Raw genomic sequence first — 19273 nt, 5'->3', positions numbered from 1 at the left:
TTGTCAACGACCGGCGTCGCTGTTACCTTCCAGCGCCCCGTTTCGGCCCGAACCCCGTGAACATCCTGGTCGTCGACGACGATTACGAGCTGTGCACCATGCTCTCTCGCTACCTGGAGATGCATGGCTACACCGTGTTCTCGGCGTCGGACGCGCTCCAGGCCCTGGACATCATGGAGCGTCACCCCGTGGGGCTGGTCATCACCGACTACCTGATGCCCCACCTGGACGGCATCCACTTCACGGAGATGCTGAAGGCGGACCCCCGCTTCCAGAACATCTCCGTCCTGATGATGACCGCCAGCAGGGACGAGAACATCTCCGACCGGGGCCTGCGCAAGGGCGTCGCCATCACCCTGCAGAAGCCCCTGGACATGGGGCAGCTGCTCAACCTCGTGCGCTTCGCGGAGTAGGGCCTTCCTTTCGGCTGCCCGCGCCCCCCACCCGGGCGGGCCGGAAGGCGTCCTCAGGCCCACACGCCTGCCCCTTTCCGTTGACATCGTCGATGCGGCCCTTATGTTGGCGCTCGACATGGCCGAGTGCTAACGGCCACCCCCATTCGTAGAAATTCCCCAAGTATTCTAGGAGGTTGCGATGGCAGCGAAGGAAATCTTCTTCCACCAGTCCGCGCGCGATTCCATCCTGCGCGGCGTCCGGGTCCTCGCGGACGCGGTCGCGGTGACGCTCGGTCCCAAGGGCCGCAATGTCGTCATCGAGAAGAGCTTCGGCTCGCCCACCATCACCAAGGACGGCGTCACCGTCGCCAAGGAGATCGATCTCGAGAACCGCTTCGAGAACATGGGCGCGCAGATGGTGAAGGAGGTCGCGTCGAAGACCTCCGACAAGGCCGGCGACGGCACCACGACGGCGACCGTGCTCGCGCGCGCCATCTATGAGGAGGGCCTGAAGCTGGTGGCCGCCGGCCACAGCCCCATGGACCTCAAGCGCGGCATCGACAAGGCCGTGGAGGTGGTGGTGGCGGAGCTGAAGAAGCTCTCCAAGCCCACGTCCGACAAGCAGGCCATCGCGCAGGTGGGCACCATCTCCGCGAACGGTGACGAGACCATCGGCACCATCATCGCGGACGCGATGGAGAAGGTGGGCAAGGAGGGCGTCATCACCGTCGAGGAGGCCAAGGGCCTGGAGACGACGCTCGACGTGGTGGAGGGCATGCAGTTCGACCGCGGCTACGTGTCGCCGTACTTCGTCACGAACCGCGACCGCATGGAGGTCGTCCACGACGACCCCTACATCCTCATCAGCGAGAAGAAGGTCTCGTCGATGCAGGACATGATCCCCGTGCTGGAGCAGGTGGCGCGCTCGGGCAAGCCGCTGCTCATCATCGCGGACGACATCGAGGGCGAGGCCCTGGCCACCCTGGTGGTGAACAAGATCCGCGGCGTGCTGAACGTGGCCGCGGTGAAGGCGCCGGGCTTCGGTGACCGCCGCAAGGAGATGCTCAAGGACATCGCCACGCTGACGGGCGGCATGGTGGTGAGCGAGGAGCTGGGTCACAAGTACGAGAACCTGACCCTCAACGACCTGGGCCGCGCCAAGCGCATCACGGTGGACAAGGACAACACCACCATCGTGGACGGTGCCGGCCAGAAGGCGGACATCGAGGGCCGCATCAAGCTCATCCGCACCCAGATTGAGACGGTCACCAGCGACTACGACCGCGAGAAGCTCCAGGAGCGCATGGCGAAGCTCGTGGGCGGCGTGGCGGTCATCAACGTCGGCGCGGCGACCGAAGTGGAGATGAAGGAGAAGAAGGCCCGCGTGGAGGACGCGCTGCACGCGACCCGCGCGGCCGTCGAAGAGGGCATCGTCCCCGGCGGCGGCGTGGCCTACATCCGCAGCCTCAAGGCCCTGGACACGCTGAAGCTGGGCGGCGAGCAGGACTTCGGCGTGGACATCATCCGCAAGGCGCTGCAGGAGCCCCTGCGCAAGATCTCCAGCAACGCCGGCGTTGAAGGCGCGGTCGTCATCAACAAGGTGAAGGACGGCACGGGCGCGTTCGGCTTCAACGCGCGCACGGAGGTCTACGAGGACCTGGAGAAGGCCGGCGTCATCGACCCGACGAAGGTCGAGCGCACCGCGCTGCAGAACGCCGCCTCCGTGGCGTCCCTGCTGCTCACCACCGAGGCGATGATCGCCGAGCGCCCCAAGAAGAAGGCCAAGGGCGGCGCGGGCGGCGGCGCCATGCCGGAGTACGGCGGCGACGACATGGACTACTGAGCCGGCTTGACGGCTCAGTAGCTCCGTAAAGGGTTTTCCGGCCCCGGTGGGCCTCGCGAAAGCGGGGCGCCCGGGGCCGGAGTCTTTTCAGGAGGCGGTCTTCTTGAAGGCCATGCCCAGCTCGCGGCTGAGCGCCGGGGTGTCGGAGAGCAGCTTGGGCAGGCACGCGGCGGCCCCGGCGCGCAGCGACGCCAGCGCCGTGTCCATGGTGAGGTGCTCGGCCAGGACGACGAAGGGCGCGCCCTGGCTCAGGGCCCGGGCCAGCTCCAGCGCCTTCTTGCCGTAGGCCGGCGCGAAGTCCCACGACACCACCACGCCCACGGGCGGCTCCATGGCGGCCACCTCCGCGCCCGCGACGATGCGCGCCTCCAGGCCCAGCAGGGCCAGCGCCTCCGAAATCAGCCGCGCGGTGGCCGGATTGTCCTCCAGCACGTCCACCCGGCGCACGCCAGCGCTGGGGGCCGGGACGGGCGGCGCGGCCGGCGTGTACAGCGCCTGCCGCAACAGCGCGCGCACCTGACGGATGTCGTCGAAGGGCTTGAGCAGGTAGTCCACCACGCCCAGCTGCAGCGCCTGCTGCGTCGTCACCAGCGACGGGTAGCCCGTCATCAGGATGACGCGCGACGCGGGGTCCAGCTTGCGCGCGTGCTGGGCCAGCTCCAGGCCGGAGATGCCAGGCAGGTTCTTGTCCGTGACGATGAGGTCCACGCGCGACGAGCGGAGGATTTCGAGCGCGGCCTCGCCCGTGGCCGCTTCAATGACCTCGCACTCCTTGTCCATCAGGTCCTTGAAGACCATCCGGATGATGCCCTCGTCGTCCACCACCAGCAGGCGCTTGCGCGGCGGGCGCGGCGCGTCCGTGGGCGGGAAGAGCACGCGGAACACCGTGGCGGGAGGCGGCACCTCGCGCAGCGTCGTGGGCGGCACCAGGGCAATCTGCGCGTGGTGCTCCTGCGCGATGCGGCGACAGACGGCGAGCCCCAGGCCCGTGCCGCGTTTGCTGGCGGAGACGTAGGGCTCGAAGATGCGCGTCTTGAGCTCGTCCGGGATGCCCGGTCCCCAGTCGGACACGTAGAGGGCCGCGGACGCGCCGTCGCGCGCGAGCGTCACCTTCACGCGGCCCCGGCCGGACATGGCATCGCGGGCGTTGTTGAGCAGGTTGAGCGTGAGCTGCTCTATCAGCCGCGCGTTGCCCTGGATGGTGAGGTCCTCGGGGGCCTCCACCTCCAGGGAGATGCGCGCCGAGTCCGGGTTCACGCTGAACACCTTCGCCGCCGCCCAGATGGGCGCCGCCAGGGACAGCCGCTGCTGCGGGGCCGGCCGCTCGCTGGCCAGGCGGATGAAGTCGGAGACGATCTGCTCCATCCGCTCCACCTGCGCGAGCAGCAGCTTCAGCGGGCCGCTGGAGCCCCCTTCCTCGGCGAGCAGCTGGGCGTAGGCCTTGGCGCCCAGCAGGGGCTGACGCAGCTCGTGGAGGACCTCCGCGGCGACCTGATGGGTGTGGGCGTTCGCGCGTTGCAGCGCCACGGCCGCGAGCCGTGCCTTTTCCAGGTCCCCCGCGTCCAGGGCCTGGAGCAGCTGCGCGAGCGGCGAGGGGGTCTCCATGCCCGGGAGCATGGCGGAGGCAGGTGTTCACGCGCAACGCACCCCCCGCGGGATTCGGTTGACCGCGCCTGCGGCCGAACGGATGCTCGCGCCCGCCCTCCAGCCCGGCCCTGGTCGCCGAGGTCCTCATGCCGCAGACGAACCCGTTCCACTCGCTGGTGCCCCGGAAGCTGACGGACTCCGAACTGGCCCGCTCCATCCGGCTCAACATCGAGGCGGAGCTGGACGCCATCAACCTCTACGCCGCGCACCTGGACGCGACGGACAACGAGGAGGCGAAGGCCATCCTGCGGCACGTCATGGACGAGGAGCGCGAGCACGCGGCCCTCTTCTGGCAGCTCATCGCGCGGTTGGATCCGGAGCAGGCCCAGCACGACCGCGAGGCGTCCCAGAAGTACCGCCTCATCACCACCGGCGCCTCCCACGAAGAGGTGGAGGCGGTGGGTGAGGGCGGTGGCGGCGCGCCCGCGGAGGTGGAGCTGCCCAAGCGGCTCACCGTGGGCAGCCTGCGCAAGTAGCGCGCGCGTCCGGCCTTCAGCCCTGTCCTTGCGGGGGCGGGGGATTCTGACGGCGCTCGGCCGGGGTGGCCTCCAGGTCCTGCGCCGCCATGTAGACGACGTTCCGGGTGCCCCGCTTGCCCCGGTACATGGCCCGGTCGGACAGGTCCAGCAGGTGGTCCTTGTCCTGGGCATGCTCGGGGAAGCTGGCCACGCCGATGCAGGTGGTGAGCTTGAGCGCCAGCCCCTCGCGGCCCAGGAACTGATGGGTCTCCATGGTGCGGCGGATGCGCTCGGCGACCTTGAGGGCCCCGCCGGAGTCCGTGCCGCGCAGGAGCACCACGTACTCGTCACCGCCGAAGCGCGCCACCACGTCCGGGTCGCGCACGCAGCCCTTGAGCACGCGCGCGGCCTCCACCAGCACCCGCGAGCCCACCAGGTGCCCGTGCGTGTCGTTGATGGCCTTGAAGCGGTCCAGGTCCAGGAACAGCAGGGAGAAGGGGCGCTCCGTCTGGAGGGCCTCGTTCACCTCGCGGTCCAGCACCAGGTGCAGGTAGCGCGTGTTGAACAGGCGGGTGAGGTCGTCGACGTAGGCCAGGTCCTCCACGGCGGCGAAGCGGCCCAGGTTGCGCAGGGCCAGCGCCCAGTTGCGCACGAGGAAGCCCACCGTCTCCGCGTGGTGCTCCGCGGGCGCGCTGTCGTGGAAGAGCACCGCGTGGCCCAGCACCAGCTCTCCGTCCACGGCGGGGAAGGAGAGGGTGCGCGGCCAGGGCACTTGAAGTCCGTCCAGCTCCACCGGGGTGCGCGCGCCCGAAAGCCGCTCGATGAGCTGGGGCACCAACGCCTCGTGCAGGTCCACCGGCAGCCCGCGCATGCCGTGCGAGCGGAAGCCCGCGCCGTTGGGGTCGCGCTCCAGGAGCATCACCGCGGAGGCATTGGCCATGGACTCCAGCGCGTCCGACGCGGCATTGGACAGCCGCTCGCGGTCGAGCGTGGTGGCGATTCTCTGGCCCGCCTCCAGCAGCGCGACGTGCTGGCGCAGGGACGCGTTCTCGCGCATCAGGTCGCGCGTGGTGAGCGCGCGGCGCAGCGCGTGCTCCAGGGCCTCCGGCGCCACGGGCTTGACCAGGTACTCCGCCGCGCCGCTCTTGATGGCGCGCACCGCGGGGGCCACCTTGTCCAGGCCGGTGATGACCAGCACCTCCACGCCGGGGTAGCGCTCGCGCACGTGGCGAAGCACCTCCATGCCGTCGCCGCCGGGGAGGATGAGGTCGGTCACCACCGCGTCGAACCGCTCCGCGGAGAGGGCGGCCTTCGCGTCCGCCACGGTGGGCACCGCAGTGACGAGGTGTCCCGCGGCCGTGAGGTAGTCGCCGTAGAGATTGCGGGCGATCTTTTCGTCGTCGACGAGGAGCAGTCGCGCCATGACTGTTCAGGGCTTAGCACCCAACGCTGGAAGGCTGCTAGGGTCCCCAGCCGTGCCCTTTGAAAGCGGACGGCGGCTCTGCCTGCTGGTGGAGGCCGGTGAGACGCGCTACGCGGTGGAGGCCACGTCCGTCATCGAGGTCGCGATGCCGGGCGCCCGCGGCGCGAGCCTGCGCGGCGTACTGGAAGTGAAGGACCTCTCCGCGCTGCTCGGCGGCCTGCCCGAGGACGTGCCGGGCATGGTGGTGGTCCTGGATGTGAGCCCCACGCTCGCGGTGCGGGTGCGCTCCGTGGTGGAGGTCGGGGATGTCGCGAGGGATCCGTTCTTCCTGCTGCCCCCGGGCCTGGCGGACTCGCTGGCGCCGCTGAGCCGGGGCGCGGTGCTGCACAAGGACCGGCTGTACCTGGAGCTCATCGTGGAGGCGCTGCCGCACCGGGCGGGCCCCCGCGCGACCCCGCCGGAGCCCCGGCCCGTGCACTGGGCGGACGAGCCCCCGGAGCGGGCGCTGGTGCTGGAGTCCCAGGGGGTGCTGTTCGGCGTCCCGCTCGCTTGCGTCTCCCAGGTGGTGCCCCGGGGCGAGGCGTTCAGCGTGCTCCCCGTGCAGAGCGGGCCGGTGGCGGGCGTCTATCCGCACGCGCAGGCGCTGTGGCCCATCTGTTCGATTCCAGCGCTGCTGGGAGCGCCGGCCCGGGTGGAGGAGCTGTTCGTCCTCACGGAACTGGCGGGGCGGAACGTGGGGCTGGCGGCCACCCGGGTGCTCGGTGTGCTGCAGAAGTTCAAGCCGGCCGAGCTTCCCGGAACGTTCCGGGCGCCGGGGCTGCCGGATCCGGTGATGTTACTGGACCTGCAGCGCATGTTTTCTTGATCGGCCCAAAGCGCGAATCCTAAGCTTCTCCGATTGACACAGGGCGTGCAGGCAGGCTTGCTCGCCCGAAATCTCAAACGAATTCAGGGGGGTATGCGCCCCCCGAGGCCGGAGCCGATGCCCAAGAATCTACTGATCGCCGACGACTCGCTCACCATCCGCAAGGTGATCGGGATGATCTTCGCGACGGAAGACTTCCAGGTGACCGCGGTGGACAACGGGCTGGACGCCATCTCCCGCACGCGCGAGCTGCGTCCGGACGTGGTGCTCGCCGACGTGATGATGCCGGGCAAGAGCGGCTACGAGGTCTGCGAGGCGCTCAAGAGCGACCCCTCCACGCAGGCCATCCCGGTGCTGCTCTTGGCCGGCACCTTCGAGGCGTTCGACGAGAACCGCGCGAAGGCCGCCCGGGCGGACGACCACATCACCAAGCCCTTCGAGAGCCAGATCCTCCTCGACAAGGTGAAGGCGCTGGTGGGCCAGAAGTCCAACACGATGCCCGCGTCCGCCGCGACGCGCGTGCTGCCCCAGACCGCCGCTCCGGTGGCCCCGGCCAGTCCGCCGCCCGCCGCCGCCGCGCCTCCGGGTGCGCGTCCCGCGGGTGCGCCGCCTCCGGGCGCTGTTCCTCCGGGTGCGCGTCCTCCGGGCGCGGGTATGCCGCCTCCGGGTGCGCGTCCTCCGGGCGCGGGTGTGCCGCCGCCTCCGGGCGCCGCGCGTCCGCTGCCGGGTGCCATGCCGCCGGGCGCGCGTCCTCCGGGTGCGCCGCCTCCGGGCGCCATGCCGCCGGGTGCGCGTCCTCCGCCGGGTGCTCCGCCTCCGGGCATGGGCGCGCGTCCTCCGGGTGCGCCGCCTCCGGGCGCCATGCCGCCGGGTGCGCGTCCTCCGCCGGGTGCCGTGCCTCCGGGCGCGCGTCCCCCGGGTGCGCCGCCTCCGGGCATGGCCGCGCGTCCTCCGGGCCCTGGCGCCCCGAACATCCCGGGCGGCTTCCCGCGTCCTCCGGGCGCCGCCCCGCTGCCGGCCGCGCCCCCGCCCGCCGCGGTGCCTCCGGCTGCGCGTGCCCGGGATCCGTTCGGGCTGGGCGCTCCGGCCGCTCCGCCCGCCGCGCAGGCGCGGACGGAGAGCATCCGCATCGAGGACTCGCTGCCCGAGCCCAGCGGCGCGGAGGAGATCTCCCTGGACATCGGCGGCCCCTCGCCGGCGACTCCGCCCGCGCGCGCCCGTCCTGCCGCGGATGGCGGCGAGGCCCTGCTTCGCGAGGCGCTGTCGAAGGCGTCCCGCGAGGTCATCGAGAAGATCGCCTGGGAGGTCGTACCGCAGCTGGCGGAGACCATCATCCGGGAAGAGCTGGAGCGGCTCATCAAGGACCGCGAGACCCAGCATTGATTCGCAGTCCCCCCTGATTCCCCGCCGGCCCCGTCGGGGGCCGGCCGCTCGCAATGACTGACACGACTGAACTGTCCAAGGCCTACGAGCCCTCCGAGGTGGAGGCGCGGTGGTACAACCACTGGCTGGAGCGTGACTACTTCCGCGCCGAAGCCCCTTCCTCCAAGCCGCCGTTCAGCATCGTGCTGCCGCCGCCCAACGTGACGGGCAGCCTGCACATCGGCCACGCGCTCACCGCGACCATCCAGGACATCCTCACGCGCTGGAAGCGGATGAGCGGCTTCAACGCGCTCTGGCTGCCGGGCACGGACCACGCGGGCATCGCCACGCAGATGGTGGTGGAGAAGGAGCTCAAGAAGACGGAGGGCAAGAGCCGCCACGACCTGGGCCGCGAGGCGTTCCTCGAGCGCGTCTGGACGTGGAAGGGCAAGTTCGGCGCGCGCATCGGCGAGCAGCACCGCTACCTGGGCGCGTCCCTGGACTGGAGCCGCGAGCGCTTCACCATGGACGAGCAGTCCTCGGCCGCGGTGCGCGAGGTGTTCGTCCGGCTGTACGAAGAGGGCCTGATGTACCGGGCCCAGAAGCTGATCAACTGGTGCCCGTCCTGCCGCACGGCCCTCTCCGACCTGGAGGTGGAGCACGAGGAGAAGAACGGCTCGCTCTGGCACATCCGCTACCCGGTGAAGGGCACGGAGCGCTTCCTCACCGTGGCCACGACGCGCCCGGAGACGCTGCTGGGCGACACGGCCGTCGCCGTGCACCCGGAGGATCCGCGCTACCAGGACCTCATCGGCAAGAGCGTGGCGCTGCCGCTCACCGACCGCGAGATTCCGGTCATCGCGGACGCCGAGCTGGTGAACATGGAGTTTGGCACCGGCGTGGTGAAGGTCACGCCCGCGCACGACTTCAACGACTACCAGACGGGCCTGCGCCACAAGCTGCCGATGCTGTCCATCCTGGACGAAGCGGCGCGGATGACGAAGGACACCGGCAAGTACGCGGGCGTGGAGCGCACCGAGGCTCGCAAGCAGGTGCTGGCGGACCTGACGGAGCAGGGCCTGCTGGACAAGGAGGAGCCGCACAAGCTGAACGTGGGCACCTGCCAGCGCTGCGCCACGGTGGTGGAGCCGCGCCTGTCGCCGCAGTGGTTCATCAAGATCGAACCCCTGGCGAAGCCCGCCATCCAGGCCGTGGAGGAGGGCCGCACGAAGTTCGTCCCCGAGTCCTGGACGAACACGTACTTCCACTGGATGAACAACATCCACGACTGGTGCGTGAGCCGCCAGTTGTGGTGGGGCCACCAGATCCCCGCGTGGTACTGCGCGGCGTGCACCCCGGCGGAGGAGCGCGCCAAGGACACGGCGGACGTCATCGTGTCGCGCACGGCGCCGGAGTCCTGCCCGAAGTGCGGCGGCAAGGACCTGATGCAGGATCCGGACGTGCTGGACACCTGGTTCTCGTCCGCGCTGTGGCCGTTCTCCACGCTGGGCTGGCCGAAGCAGACGGCGGACCTCCAGACCTTCTACCCGACCTCCGTGATGGAGACGGGCCACGACATCATCTTCTTCTGGGTCGCCCGGATGATGATGATGGGCCTGCACTTCATGGGCGATGTGCCCTTCCGCACCGTGTACCTGCACGCGATGGTGCGCGACGAGAAGGGCGAGAAGATGTCCAAGACGAAGGGGAACGTGATTGATCCCCTGGACGTCATCCTGGGTGCGAAGGCGGACGCGCTGCAGCCGTCGTTGCGCAACCGCTTCCCGCAGGGCATGCCCGCGCACGGCGCGGACGCGCTGCGCTTCACGCTCGCGTCGCTCACGCAGCAGGGCCGTGACATCAAGCTGTCCATGGACCGCCTGGGTGGCTACAAGGCGTTCTGCAACAAGCTGTGGAACGCCAGCCGCTTCGCCCTGATGAACATGGGCGACTTCAACCTGGACAAGACGCCGCTGGAGGGCCGCAAGCTGACGCTGGCGGACCGGTGGATCCTCTCCCGGTTGCAGAAGGCCACCGAGCAGACGCGCGCGTCGCTGGAGGCGTTCGGCTTCGCGGAGGCCGCGTCCACGCTGTACCAGTTCCTATGGGCGGAGTTCTGCGACTGGTACATCGAGCTGGCGAAGGGCTCGCTGTACGGCGAGGACGCGGAGGCCAAGGACACCACGCGCGCGGTGCTGGTGACGTGCCTGGACCGCATCCTGCGGCTGATGCACCCGTTCATGCCGTTCATCACCGAGGAGATCTGGCAGAAGCTGCCGATGTCCCGGCCCACGGAGAGCATCTGCATCGCGACGTATCCGGAGCCGGAGACGGCGTGGGTGGACGCGGCCGCGGAGGGCGAGATGGCGCCGGTCATCGCGGCCATCGAAGGCCTGCGCACGTTGCGCGGCGAGAGCAACCTGCCGCCGTCCGCCAAGGTGAAGGCGGTGGTGCAGAGCCCGGACGCGACGACGCGTGAGCTGTTGGAGCGCTGGCGCGCGTACCTGATGCCGCTCGCGGGCCTGTCCGAGGTGGTGGTGGGCCCCCCGGGCGCCAAGCCTCCGCAGGCGGCGGCGTTCGTGAGCGGCAACCTGGAGATCTACGTGCCCCTGGCGGGCCTGGTGGACCTGGACGCGGAGCGCGACCGCCTGAAGAAGGAGATCGCCCGCGCCGAGCAGGAACTCGCCAGTTTGCAGCGCAAGCTGGACAACCCGAACTTCGTGGCCCGTGCTCCGCCGGACGTGGTGGAGAAGGACAAGGCCCGGGTGACGGAGCTCCAGGAGCGCACGGTCAAGCTGCAGGATCACCTCCAGCGCATCGCCCCGGAGCCCCCCATGTCCGAGACGCCGTCACCGTTACCGGGCAGCACCGAGTCCGAAGCCCCTGAAGCGTCCGAGTCCGTCGCGCCCGAGACCGCCCAGGTGAAGGTGGCCGCCGAGCCGCGGGCACCGAAGGACGAGGCGGTGAACCTGGGCCAGGAGCTGAAGGGCGAGATTGAAGCCGAGGAGGCCGCTCAGGAGCCTCAGGCTGCGGATCCGGTGGTGGAGGAGGCCCTCAACAAGCTGCGCGAGGGCACCAAGGAAGGGCTGTCCGCGGCGGACCACCACGACCTGGGCGTCGCGTACATGAGCATGGGCCTCGTGGACGACGCGATGCGCGAGTTCGACCGGGCCAAGGAGGGCGGCGACACCCGCGAGGCGCCGGAGGGTTCGGCGAAGCCGGTGAAGAAGGCCCCGGCGAAGAAGGCTTCCGCGAAGAAGGCGGCGGGCAAGAAGACGGCCGCGAAGAAGGCGGCGGTGAAGAAGGCCCCTGCGAAGAAGGCTTCGGCGAAGAAGTCCGCCGCGAAGAAGGCTCCGGCGAAGAAGTCCGCCGCGAAGAAGGCTCCGGCGAAGAAGGCTTCCGCGAAGAAGGCTTCCGCGAAGAAGGCGGCGGGCAAGAAGGCGGCCGCGAAGAAGGCGGCGGTGAAGAAGGCCCCTGCGAAGAAGGCTTCGGCGAAGAAGGCGGCGGGGAAGAAGACCGCCGCGAAGAAGGCCGCGGCGAAGAAGACCACTCGGGGCAAGCCGGCTCGCAAGGCGCGCCGGTAGGAGGCGGAAGTGCAGCAGGATTATCTCGATCGGCTCATCGCGCTGTCCCTCGACGAGGACCTGGGTGCTGCGGGGGATGTCACCTCGCTGGCGGTGGTCCCCGCCGAAGCGGAGGGCAGCGGTGAGCTGGTCGCGAAGGAGCAGATGATCGTCGCCGGCCTGGACGCCTTCGTCCGCGTCTTCCACATGGTGGACGCGGAGGTGGAGGTGGAGGTCCTCAAGCGCGACGGCGAGGAGATCAAACCGAAGGTGGTCGCCGCGCGCGTCCACGGCAAGCTGCGCTCGCTGCTGGCCGCGGAGCGCACCGCGCTCAACCTGGTGCAGCGCGCCGCCGGCATCGCGACGCTGGCCCAGCAGGCGATGACCTCCGTGCGGGGCTCGAAGCTGCGGGTGCTGGACACGCGCAAGACGCCGCCGGGCATGCGGGGCCTCGCGAAGCACGCGGTGCGCATGGGCGGCGCTTCCAACCACCGCTTCGGCCTCTTCGACGGCATCCTCATCAAGGACAACCACATCGCGGCGGTGGGCGGAGACATCACCGAAGCGGTGCGCCGCGCGAAGCTGAACGGCCCCCGGCTGGTGAAGGTTGAAGTGGAGGTCACCAACTTCAAGCAACTGGAGGAGGCCATCGCCGCGGGCGCGGACGTCATCATGTTGGACAACATGGACGACGCGCAGATCCGCGAAGCGGTGAAGCTGACGGCGAGCCGCGTGCCCATCGAAGTGTCGGGCGGCGTCACGCTGGACAGGCTGCCGCGGCTGGCGAAGCTGGGCGTGGACTTCGTGTCGATGGGCGCGCTGACGCACTCGGCGCGGGCCATGGACCTGTCGCTGGAGATCGCGACGACGAAGAAGCCCGCGCGCAAGCCCCGCTCCGCGTAGGGCGGAGGCAGGGCTTCATTCGCGGTGTGGAGGGCGGGGGCTCACCGCGCGCCGGTGAGCGCCTCCACGCGAGGCTTGCCCTCCGCCGACGCAGGCATCCCCATCTCCAGCAGCGCGGACAGGGTAGGGGCCACGTCCACGGGGTTGATCTCCTCCAGGTACAGCCCCTGCTTCACGCCCTTGCCCGCGAACACCACCGGCACCTGCGTGTCATACGAATACGGCGTGCCGTGGTTCGTGCCGCGCGGATAGTCGCTGACGACCTGGAACGGTTTCGCCATGAACACCACGTCACCGCTGCGCACCGGGTAGTAGCCCCGGCGCATCGCCGCCATGAGTCCGCCCTGGTCCGGCGCCGTGTCCAGGTCATCCTTCGCCACCGCCCAGACGGCATAGGGCTGCTTCGCCAGCCACGCCGCCGCCGCGCGCCGCACCGCCACCGCGTCCACCTTGCCGTCCTCCAGCGCCTTGCCGCCCAGGTACACGTCCAACTCCAGCAGCTTCACCGTCACGTCCACGCCGAACTTCGCCTTCAGCTCCTGCGCCAGCCCCTTCGCCGCCTCCACCGGGTTGAGCCGCGCCGCCGGCACGCCCGCCTGCGCCCACGCCTCCGGAATCTCCGCGCCGCCGTGGTCCGCAGACAACGCGATGACCAGGTTCGCCTTGCCCCCCGCCGCGCGCTCGGCCGCGGCGATGAGCTCTCCCATCGCCTGGTCCAACCGCAGCATCGTGTCCTGCATCTCCCAGGAGTACGGCCCGAACGCGTGGAACACCGCGTCCGTCCCGCTGAAGCTCACCGCGAGGATGTCCGGCACGTCGTCCTTGCCCAGGCCCTCGCCCTCCAGCGCCGCCTTCGCCGCCTGCACCAGCAGGTCATGCGAGAACCCCGACACCGCGAACGCGCGGTACGACGCCGGCCCGGGCGCCTGCTGCCCGCCCTTCAACGCATGGGGAAACACGCGCCCCATGCCGTAGGCCTCCGGCTCCATGGGGCGGTCGTCCTCGCCCACGTACTCGGCGCGCGGACGCAGCAGCTCCCACGTCTTGCTGAACGCCGCGTCCGGCAGCTTGCGCGCGTTGAACGCCTGCATCCACGCGGGCTCCGCCTTCGCGTACCAGGTGCTCGTCACCATCCGGCCCGTCGACTCGTCGAACCACCAGGCCTGGCCCTGGCGCCCGGCCAGCGGAATGGCCGCCCGCGACTTGTACGACAGCGCCACCACCTTGCCCCGGCCCTGCGTGGACACGCGCAGCCGGTCCGCCAGCGTCTCCGCCAGCAGGTTCACCGGGCTGGTGTCCGACCCGGGAGGCGTCGCCCCGTTGAGCACCGGATGCGTCGGGTCCGTGTAGACCTGCACCGCCTGTCCGGCCGCGCGGTCGTAGATGTCGTTGTCCACGATGCCGTGGCGCCAGGGGTTCGCGCCCGTGGCCAGCGTGGCGTGCCCTGGCGCCGTCCGGGCCTCCGCGTAGGCATACCGGGCGTAGGGGTAGTACGCGCCCGTGGAGAGCAGCCGGCCCAGGCCCCCCGTCAGGCGGGGACGGTTTCGCAGCAGGACGTCGCTGCCCATGGCGTCCACGCTGATGAACAGCGTGAGCTTCGGGGCCTTGGCGGAGGCGGGCAGGGCGAACAGGACGAGGAGGGCGGCAATCAGGCGCGACATGGTGCGGCAGCCTCTCCGGCCGGATGAACAGAAGCAACCAACATGCACGCCCACCGCTTGGACACGTCACCCCGCCCTGATATGGCCGCCTCAATGGTCGAGGCACGGCTGCGCGTCATCTACGGCGACACGGATCAGATGGGGGTCGTCTACTACGCGAACTACTTCCGCTACTTCGAGTTCGCCCGCAGTGAGTTCTTCCGTGCCCACGGAGGCAGCTACCGCGAACTGGAGAGCACCGGGCTCTTGCTGCCCGTGGTGGAGGCCAGCGCCCACTACAAGGCCTCCGCGCGCTACGACGACATGCTCCTCATCCGCGCCACCCTGGGAGAGTTGCGCCGCGCGTCACTCGTGTTCACCTACGAGCTGCTGCGCGACGGTGACTCCCCCACGCTGCTTTGCACCGGCCGCACCATGCACGCCTGCGTGGGGCGCGACGGCAAACCGCAGCGGCTGCCTGAAGCCATCGCCCGCCTGAAGGCCGCGGACGACTCCGACACCTGACCTTTTTCCCTTCCTGAAATCCCGAACGAGGAGCACCCGACAATGGATCGCAACCTGGCAATGGAGGTCGTGCGCGTCACCGAGATGGCGGCCATCGCCTCCGCCCGCCTCATGGGCCGCGGCAACAAGGACGAGTCCGACCAGGCCGCAGTGGACGCGATGCGCCGCGCCTTCGACGCGCTGAACATCGACGGCACGGTCGTCATCGGCGAGGGCGAGCGCGACGAGGCGCCCATGCTCTACATCGGCGAGCGCGTGGGCGCCCGCACCGCCGGTGCCCCCTCGGTGGACATCGCCCTGGACCCGCTCGAGGGCACCAACCTGTGCGCCTACGGCCGCCCGGGCTCCATCTCCGTCGTCGCCATGTCCAGCCAGGGCGGCCTGCTCAACGCGCCCGACACGTACATGGAGAAGCTGGCCGTGGGCCCGCGCGCCAGGGGCGCCATCGACCTGACGAAGTCCCCCACGGAGAACCTGCGCTCCATCGCGGAGCGCATGAAGCTCTACGTGGAGGATCTCACGGTCATGATCCTCGACCGCGAGCGCCACGCCGACCTCATCAAGGAGGTCCGCGCCGCGGGCGCGCGCGTGCGCCTCATCGAGGACGGTGACGTGGCGGGCGCCATCGCCACCTGCTTCGAGGGCTCCGGCGTGGACGTGCTCATGGGCATTGGCGGCGCGCCGGAAGGCGTCATCGCCGCGGCCGCCATCCGCGCCACCGGCGGCGACCTGCAGGGGCGGCTGGTGCCTCGCAACCAGGGGGAGATCGAGCGCGCCAAGAAGATGGGCATCACCGACATCCACAAGATCTACACCGCGGAAGAGCTGGCCCGCGGCGAGGTGATGTTCGCCGCCACCGGCGTGACGAGCGGCGACTTCCTCAAGGGCGTGCGCTTCTTCGGCGGCGGCTGTGAGACGCACTCCGTCGTCATGCGCAGCAAGACGGGCACCGTCCGCTTCATCCAGTCCAACCACAAGTTCGACAAGAAGCCGGGCTACGCGCCGTAAGCTGTCCGTCAGCCTCGTCCCTCACTCCACCGGAGACACCACCATGGCCGGCGCCACGCGCACCATCACCATCAACGCTCCCGTCGAGAAGGTCTTCGACATCGTCACCAACTACGACCGCTACGCGGAGTTCCTCCCGGAGGTGAAGAAGGTCTCCACCTCCCAGCGCCAGGGGAACACCGTCCAGGTGCACTACGAGGTCGATGTGGTGAAGCGCATCCGCTACACCATCCGCGTCACCGAGGAGCGCCCCAAGCGCATGTCCTGGACCTTCGTCGAGGGCGAGGTGATGAAGGACAACAAGGGCAGCTGGACGCTGGAGCCCGAGGGCGAAGGCAAGACGCGCGCGACCTACAACGTGGAGATGGCCCTGGGCGCCCTCATCCCCAAGGCCATCATCAACACCCTGACGGAGACCCAGCTCCCCAAGATGCTGGAGGCTTTCAAGCGCCGCGCGGAAGCCCCCTGACGCCTGTCGTCGACGGCTTTCGTCACCGCTGACGGTCCGCGTCAGTTTCCCGCCCGCCTGCCTGTCATCCCGTACGGCCCGTGCCGTGCACGGGAGCAGGGGGGCGGGCGGGCCCTTTTTGGCTGGAGCCGTGCCGCGCGAGCGGAGGGGGGCCACCTGAAATGAGTCGTATTGCGGCGCGCGGCGGACGCATTAGGATCAGGCGAATTTTGAACGTCCACGGACGCTTCCCTGACATCCGTGGCACGGTCGCCCTGTCCCGGATGTCGGGAGCTGGACGAGCAGCCATGCGAAATCAGGTCGCCATCCCCAGAAAGAAACCGGGGTTCTTAATTTGCATCAAAGAGATGTGGAAGTGGTAAGGGGGCGGGACGGCGGGCGTACATTGGGGTACGTAGGCTGAGGGAGAAACCGAACCCATGCTCGACGCGTTCATCATTGAAGAAATCAAGCGCCGCGAGCGGCTCCGCCGCGAGGATTACGAGCGGCCGGTGGTGGAGCTCCCACTGCCTGCACCCGATGACCGTCCCCACCGGAGGACGGACACCGAGGAAGAGAAGCCGTCACGAGGCGTCGTCGTCATCGACCTGCTCGGCTGATGACCCATCCCACCCGTGGCCCCGGTGCCACGGCGTGTCCCGGAGCCCGCGGCCGGGCTGTCCCTCAGCGGACAGCCCCCGCGGGCTTCGCACTTGCGGGCCTCCTCACGCCGGGGCCAGCAGCAGCAGGTGCCGGGGGTGGTACACCTCCCACAGCACCGTCCCCTTCTGGAGGGGGTTGTAGGGCTGGAGGGCCAGGAGGACCTTCTGGCGCCACTCCTCCGGCAGCGCCCCCTCGCCGTGGAAGGCGCCCACCAGCGCCCCGGTGACGGCGCCGTGGACCTCCGTGTCGCCGCCCCGGTGGATGACGTCCAGGAGCGCCGCCTCCGCGGTGGGGACATGGAGCAGCTCCCAGAAGGCCAGCCGGAACGCTGCACGCACCGCGTTATTGCCGGGCCGGTGCATGTGCAACTCCGGGCCGTAGAGCTGCGGGTCGTCTTGCGCCGCCAGGGCCAGGTCTTCGCGCAGGAGCTTCGCGGCGAAGGCCACCTCCTGGACGTAGTCCTTCTCCTGCTTCCCCAGGGCGGCGGCGGCCAGGGAGATGCCCACCTCCGCGGCGGGCAGCAGGTCCGCGGCCTTCAGGTCCGGGCCGCCCGTCACCGCCTTGGCGATGGCGGCGCACAGCCCCGCGCTGGCCAGCTGGCTGCGCGGGTCGAAGTGGGTGAGGGCGGTGTCCTCCAGCGCCGCCTTCGCCAGGGCGAAGGAGTCCCGGGTCAGGAGCACGCCCAGGGGCACCACGCGCGGCAGGGCGCCCGCAGGGGCCAGGCGCCGGAGGTTCTTCTGCCACACGCGCTTGCCGGCGTCCTTCAGGTGGGGCGGGAGGCTCGCGTCGCACTCCTGGAACAGCTCCCTCATGGGCTCGCTGACGGAGATGGCGTGCGACTGCCAGGCCCGGTAGCGCTTGAGGGCATCCCCCGCGTCGTAGCGCTTCATGTCCCGCAGGCTGAGGGCCAGCGCCACCGCGAGCTGGGTGGGCTCCGTCACCTGCCCCTTGCGCAGGTCGTGCGGGCCGCCTCCGTGCATGCCCTGGTACGGCCCCTCGGCGAGCTGGGGGAAGGCCGGCGCGAAGAAGGGCCTCCCCGCGGTGGGGACGGCCAGGGCATTGCCGATGGCGAGGCCCAGGAGGGCGCCCCGGGCGCGCTGCCCGGGGAGCGGGTCGGGGCCCGTGGCGCGGCGCTTGGGAGGAGGAGGCATTCGACGGCTGGACACTGTAGCAGGCGGCCGGTGCGAGCGTGCTTGCCCGTTCCGCCCGTGCTTCGTAGAACCGGCGCCCTATGACCGAGATCGCTCAAATCCTGGCGCGTGAAGTGCTCGATTCCCGTGGCAATCCGACCGTGGAGGCCGAAGTGCTGCTCGTGGGCGGCTCGCGTGGCCGCGCGACGGTGCCCTCCGGCGCCTCCACCGGCGAGCACGAGGCGCACGAGCTGCGTGACGGCGACAAGGGCCGCTACCTGGGCAAGGGCGTGAAGAAGGCCGTGGACCACGTGCGCGACACCATCGGGCCGGCGCTCATCGGCATGGACGCCGTGGACCAGGTGGCCGTGGACCAGCGGATGATCGAGCTGGACGGCACGTCCACCAAGTCCAAGCTGGGCGCCAACGCCATCCTCGCCGTCTCCATGGCCACTGCGCGCGCCGCGGCGGACGCGCACGGCCTGCCGCTGTACCGCTACGTGGGCGGCCTGCAGGCGCGCACGCTGCCCGTGCCGCTGATGAACATCCTCAACGGCGGCGCGCACGCGGACACCCGCGTGGACGTGCAGGAGTTCATGGTGGTGCCCGCCGGCGCGAAGACGTTCGCGGAGGGCCTGCGCTGGGGCGCGGAGGTGTTCCACGCGCTCAAGAAGATCCTGAAGGCCCGCAAGCTGGCCACGGGCGTGGGCGACGAGGGCGGCTACGCCCCGGACCTGCCGGCCAACGAGGAGGCGCTCAAGCTCATCATGGAGGCCATCGACGCCGCGGGCTTCAAGGCGGGCGAGCAGCTGTTCCTGGCGCTGGACGTGGCCGCGAGCGAGTTCTTCGACAAGGGCTCCAAGAAGTACAAGCTCAAGGGCGAGGGCAAGGAGTACGACTCGCAGGGCCTGCTGGAGTACTACCGGGGCCTGTCCCAGAAGTACCCCATCATCTCCATCGAAGACGGCATGGCGGAGGATGACTGGGAGGGCTGGAAGAAGCTCACCGACGCGCTGGGCGACAAGGTGCAGCTGGTGGGCGACGACCTCTTCGTCACCAACGTGGAGCGCCTGTCCAAGGGCATCGAGACGGGCACGGCTAACTCCATCCTGGTGAAGGTGAACCAGATTGGCTCGCTCACGGAGACGTTCGACGCGGTGCGCATGGCGCACAAGGCGGGCATGACGTCCATCATGAGCCACCGCTCCGGCGAGTCCGAGGACACCACCATCGCGGACCTGGCGGTGGCGCTGGACTGCGGGCAGATCAAGACGGGCTCGGCGTCGCGCTCCGACCGCGTGGCCAAGTACAACCAGCTCCTGCGCATTGAAGAGGAGCTGGGCGCCGGTGCGCGGTACGCGGGCCGCACCGCCTTCCGCTCGCTCGCGAAGAAGCAGTGA

The 19273-nt window shown here is 70.1% G+C and carries 16 protein-coding genes; 12 read left to right on the top strand and 4 right to left on the bottom strand.

Going from position 1 to position 19273, the window contains the following annotated elements; genetic code table 11:
* Positions 1–56 precede the first annotated feature (56 nt).
* Both D7W82_RS06555 and groL read left to right on the top strand, forming a co-directional pair.
* Positions 57–413, top strand: a complete 357-nt coding sequence (locus D7W82_RS06555) for a response regulator (RefSeq protein WP_120617504.1) — start codon at positions 57–59, stop codon at positions 411–413.
* A gap of 181 nt (positions 414–594) precedes the next feature.
* Positions 595–2238: a chaperonin GroEL gene (gene groL, locus D7W82_RS06550; RefSeq protein WP_120617503.1), complete on the top strand. Its 1644-nt coding sequence runs from the start codon at positions 595–597 to the stop codon at positions 2236–2238.
* Positions 2239–2325: 87 nt separating this feature from the next.
* Here groL and sinK read toward each other — a convergent pair whose 3' ends face one another.
* Positions 2326–3843: a hybrid histidine protein kinase/response regulator SinK gene (sinK, locus tag D7W82_RS06545; RefSeq protein WP_158617601.1), complete on the bottom strand. Its 1518-nt coding sequence runs from the start codon at positions 3841–3843 to the stop codon at positions 2326–2328.
* Between the two features lie 128 nt (positions 3844–3971).
* Between sinK and D7W82_RS06540 the strand changes: the two genes are divergently transcribed.
* Positions 3972–4361: a demethoxyubiquinone hydroxylase family protein gene (locus D7W82_RS06540; RefSeq protein ID WP_120528314.1), complete on the top strand. Its 390-nt coding sequence runs from the start codon at positions 3972–3974 to the stop codon at positions 4359–4361.
* A 16-nt stretch (positions 4362–4377) separates the two neighbouring features.
* Here the strand turns inward: D7W82_RS06540 and D7W82_RS06535 are convergent, their stop codons facing one another.
* Positions 4378–5766: a diguanylate cyclase gene (locus D7W82_RS06535; protein WP_120617501.1), complete on the bottom strand. Its 1389-nt coding sequence runs from the start codon at positions 5764–5766 to the stop codon at positions 4378–4380.
* Between the two features lie 52 nt (positions 5767–5818).
* Here D7W82_RS06535 and D7W82_RS06530 point away from each other — a divergent pair, with 52 nt between their 5' ends.
* The 4 genes from D7W82_RS06530 (at position 5819) to nadC (ending at position 12459) form a co-directional block, all read left to right on the top strand.
* Positions 5819–6631 (top strand): chemotaxis protein CheW, encoded by an 813-nt coding sequence (locus D7W82_RS06530; protein WP_233587341.1) that lies wholly within the window; start codon positions 5819–5821, stop codon positions 6629–6631.
* Between the two features lie 117 nt (positions 6632–6748).
* Positions 6749–8014 (top strand): PleD family two-component system response regulator, encoded by a 1266-nt coding sequence (locus D7W82_RS06525; protein WP_120617499.1) that lies wholly within the window; start codon positions 6749–6751, stop codon positions 8012–8014.
* A gap of 53 nt (positions 8015–8067) precedes the next feature.
* On the top strand, positions 8068–11577 hold the full coding sequence (locus tag D7W82_RS06520; protein ID WP_120617498.1) for a valine--tRNA ligase: 3510 nt from the start codon (positions 8068–8070) through the stop codon (positions 11575–11577).
* Between the two features lie 9 nt (positions 11578–11586).
* Positions 11587–12459, top strand: a complete 873-nt coding sequence (gene nadC / locus D7W82_RS06515) for a carboxylating nicotinate-nucleotide diphosphorylase (RefSeq protein ID WP_171422571.1) — start codon at positions 11587–11589, stop codon at positions 12457–12459.
* A gap of 41 nt (positions 12460–12500) precedes the next feature.
* Here the strand turns inward: nadC and D7W82_RS06510 are convergent, their stop codons facing one another.
* Positions 12501–14120, bottom strand: a complete 1620-nt coding sequence (locus D7W82_RS06510; protein WP_120617497.1) for an alkaline phosphatase family protein — start codon at positions 14118–14120, stop codon at positions 12501–12503.
* Positions 14121–14213: 93 nt separating this feature from the next.
* Here D7W82_RS06510 and D7W82_RS06505 point away from each other — a divergent pair, with 93 nt between their 5' ends.
* The 4 genes from D7W82_RS06505 (at position 14214) to D7W82_RS06490 (ending at position 16700) form a co-directional block, all read left to right on the top strand.
* Positions 14214–14624: a thioesterase family protein gene (locus D7W82_RS06505; protein ID WP_120568292.1), complete on the top strand. Its 411-nt coding sequence runs from the start codon at positions 14214–14216 to the stop codon at positions 14622–14624.
* Between the two features lie 42 nt (positions 14625–14666).
* On the top strand, positions 14667–15632 hold the full coding sequence (gene glpX / locus D7W82_RS06500) for a class II fructose-bisphosphatase (protein WP_120617496.1): 966 nt from the start codon (positions 14667–14669) through the stop codon (positions 15630–15632).
* Positions 15633–15675: 43 nt separating this feature from the next.
* Positions 15676–16101, top strand: coding sequence for a type II toxin-antitoxin system RatA family toxin (locus D7W82_RS06495; protein ID WP_120617495.1), 426 nt, complete (start codon positions 15676–15678; stop codon positions 16099–16101).
* Positions 16102–16520: 419 nt separating this feature from the next.
* Positions 16521–16700 (top strand): hypothetical protein, encoded by a 180-nt coding sequence (locus D7W82_RS06490; protein WP_043321424.1) that lies wholly within the window; start codon positions 16521–16523, stop codon positions 16698–16700.
* A gap of 105 nt (positions 16701–16805) precedes the next feature.
* Here the strand turns inward: D7W82_RS06490 and D7W82_RS06485 are convergent, their stop codons facing one another.
* Complete coding sequence (locus tag D7W82_RS06485) at positions 16806–17894, bottom strand: ADP-ribosylglycohydrolase family protein (protein ID WP_120617494.1); 1089 nt, start codon at positions 17892–17894, stop codon at positions 16806–16808.
* Between the two features lie 80 nt (positions 17895–17974).
* On the opposite strand from D7W82_RS06485, the gene eno reads away from it, so the two are divergent.
* Positions 17975–19273: a phosphopyruvate hydratase gene (gene eno, locus D7W82_RS06480; protein WP_120617493.1), complete on the top strand. Its 1299-nt coding sequence runs from the start codon at positions 17975–17977 to the stop codon at positions 19271–19273.

It is taken from the genome of Corallococcus sp. CA049B (assembly GCF_003611685.1).
Taxonomy (GTDB): Bacteria; Myxococcota; Myxococcia; order Myxococcales; family Myxococcaceae; genus Corallococcus; species Corallococcus coralloides.
Note: the sequence above shows the minus strand (reverse complement) of the source record. Positions and strands in the feature narration are given on the sequence as shown.

Excerpts from the sequence above, each read along its gene's own strand:
- groL (WP_120617503.1), top strand. The coding sequence starts at position 595 with ATGGCAGCGAAGGAAATCTTCTTCCACCAGTCCGCGCGCGATTCCATC.
- sinK (WP_158617601.1), bottom strand. The coding sequence starts at position 3,843 with ATGGAGACCCCCTCGCCGCTCGCGCAGCTGCTCCAGGCCCTGGACGCG.
- D7W82_RS06540 (WP_120528314.1), top strand. The coding sequence starts at position 3,972 with ATGCCGCAGACGAACCCGTTCCACTCGCTGGTGCCCCGGAAGCTGACG.
- D7W82_RS06535 (WP_120617501.1), bottom strand. The coding sequence starts at position 5,766 with ATGGCGCGACTGCTCCTCGTCGACGACGAAAAGATCGCCCGCAATCTC.
- D7W82_RS06525 (WP_120617499.1), top strand. The coding sequence starts at position 6,749 with ATGCCCAAGAATCTACTGATCGCCGACGACTCGCTCACCATCCGCAAG.
- D7W82_RS06520 (WP_120617498.1), top strand. The coding sequence starts at position 8,068 with ATGACTGACACGACTGAACTGTCCAAGGCCTACGAGCCCTCCGAGGTG.
- D7W82_RS06510 (WP_120617497.1), bottom strand. The coding sequence starts at position 14,120 with ATGTCGCGCCTGATTGCCGCCCTCCTCGTCCTGTTCGCCCTGCCCGCC.
- D7W82_RS06505 (WP_120568292.1), top strand. The coding sequence starts at position 14,214 with ATGGTCGAGGCACGGCTGCGCGTCATCTACGGCGACACGGATCAGATG.
- glpX (WP_120617496.1), top strand. The coding sequence starts at position 14,667 with ATGGATCGCAACCTGGCAATGGAGGTCGTGCGCGTCACCGAGATGGCG.
- D7W82_RS06495 (WP_120617495.1), top strand. The coding sequence starts at position 15,676 with ATGGCCGGCGCCACGCGCACCATCACCATCAACGCTCCCGTCGAGAAG.
- D7W82_RS06490 (WP_043321424.1), top strand. The coding sequence starts at position 16,521 with ATGCTCGACGCGTTCATCATTGAAGAAATCAAGCGCCGCGAGCGGCTC.
- D7W82_RS06485 (WP_120617494.1), bottom strand. The coding sequence starts at position 17,894 with ATGCCTCCTCCTCCCAAGCGCCGCGCCACGGGCCCCGACCCGCTCCCC.
- eno (WP_120617493.1), top strand. The coding sequence starts at position 17,975 with ATGACCGAGATCGCTCAAATCCTGGCGCGTGAAGTGCTCGATTCCCGT.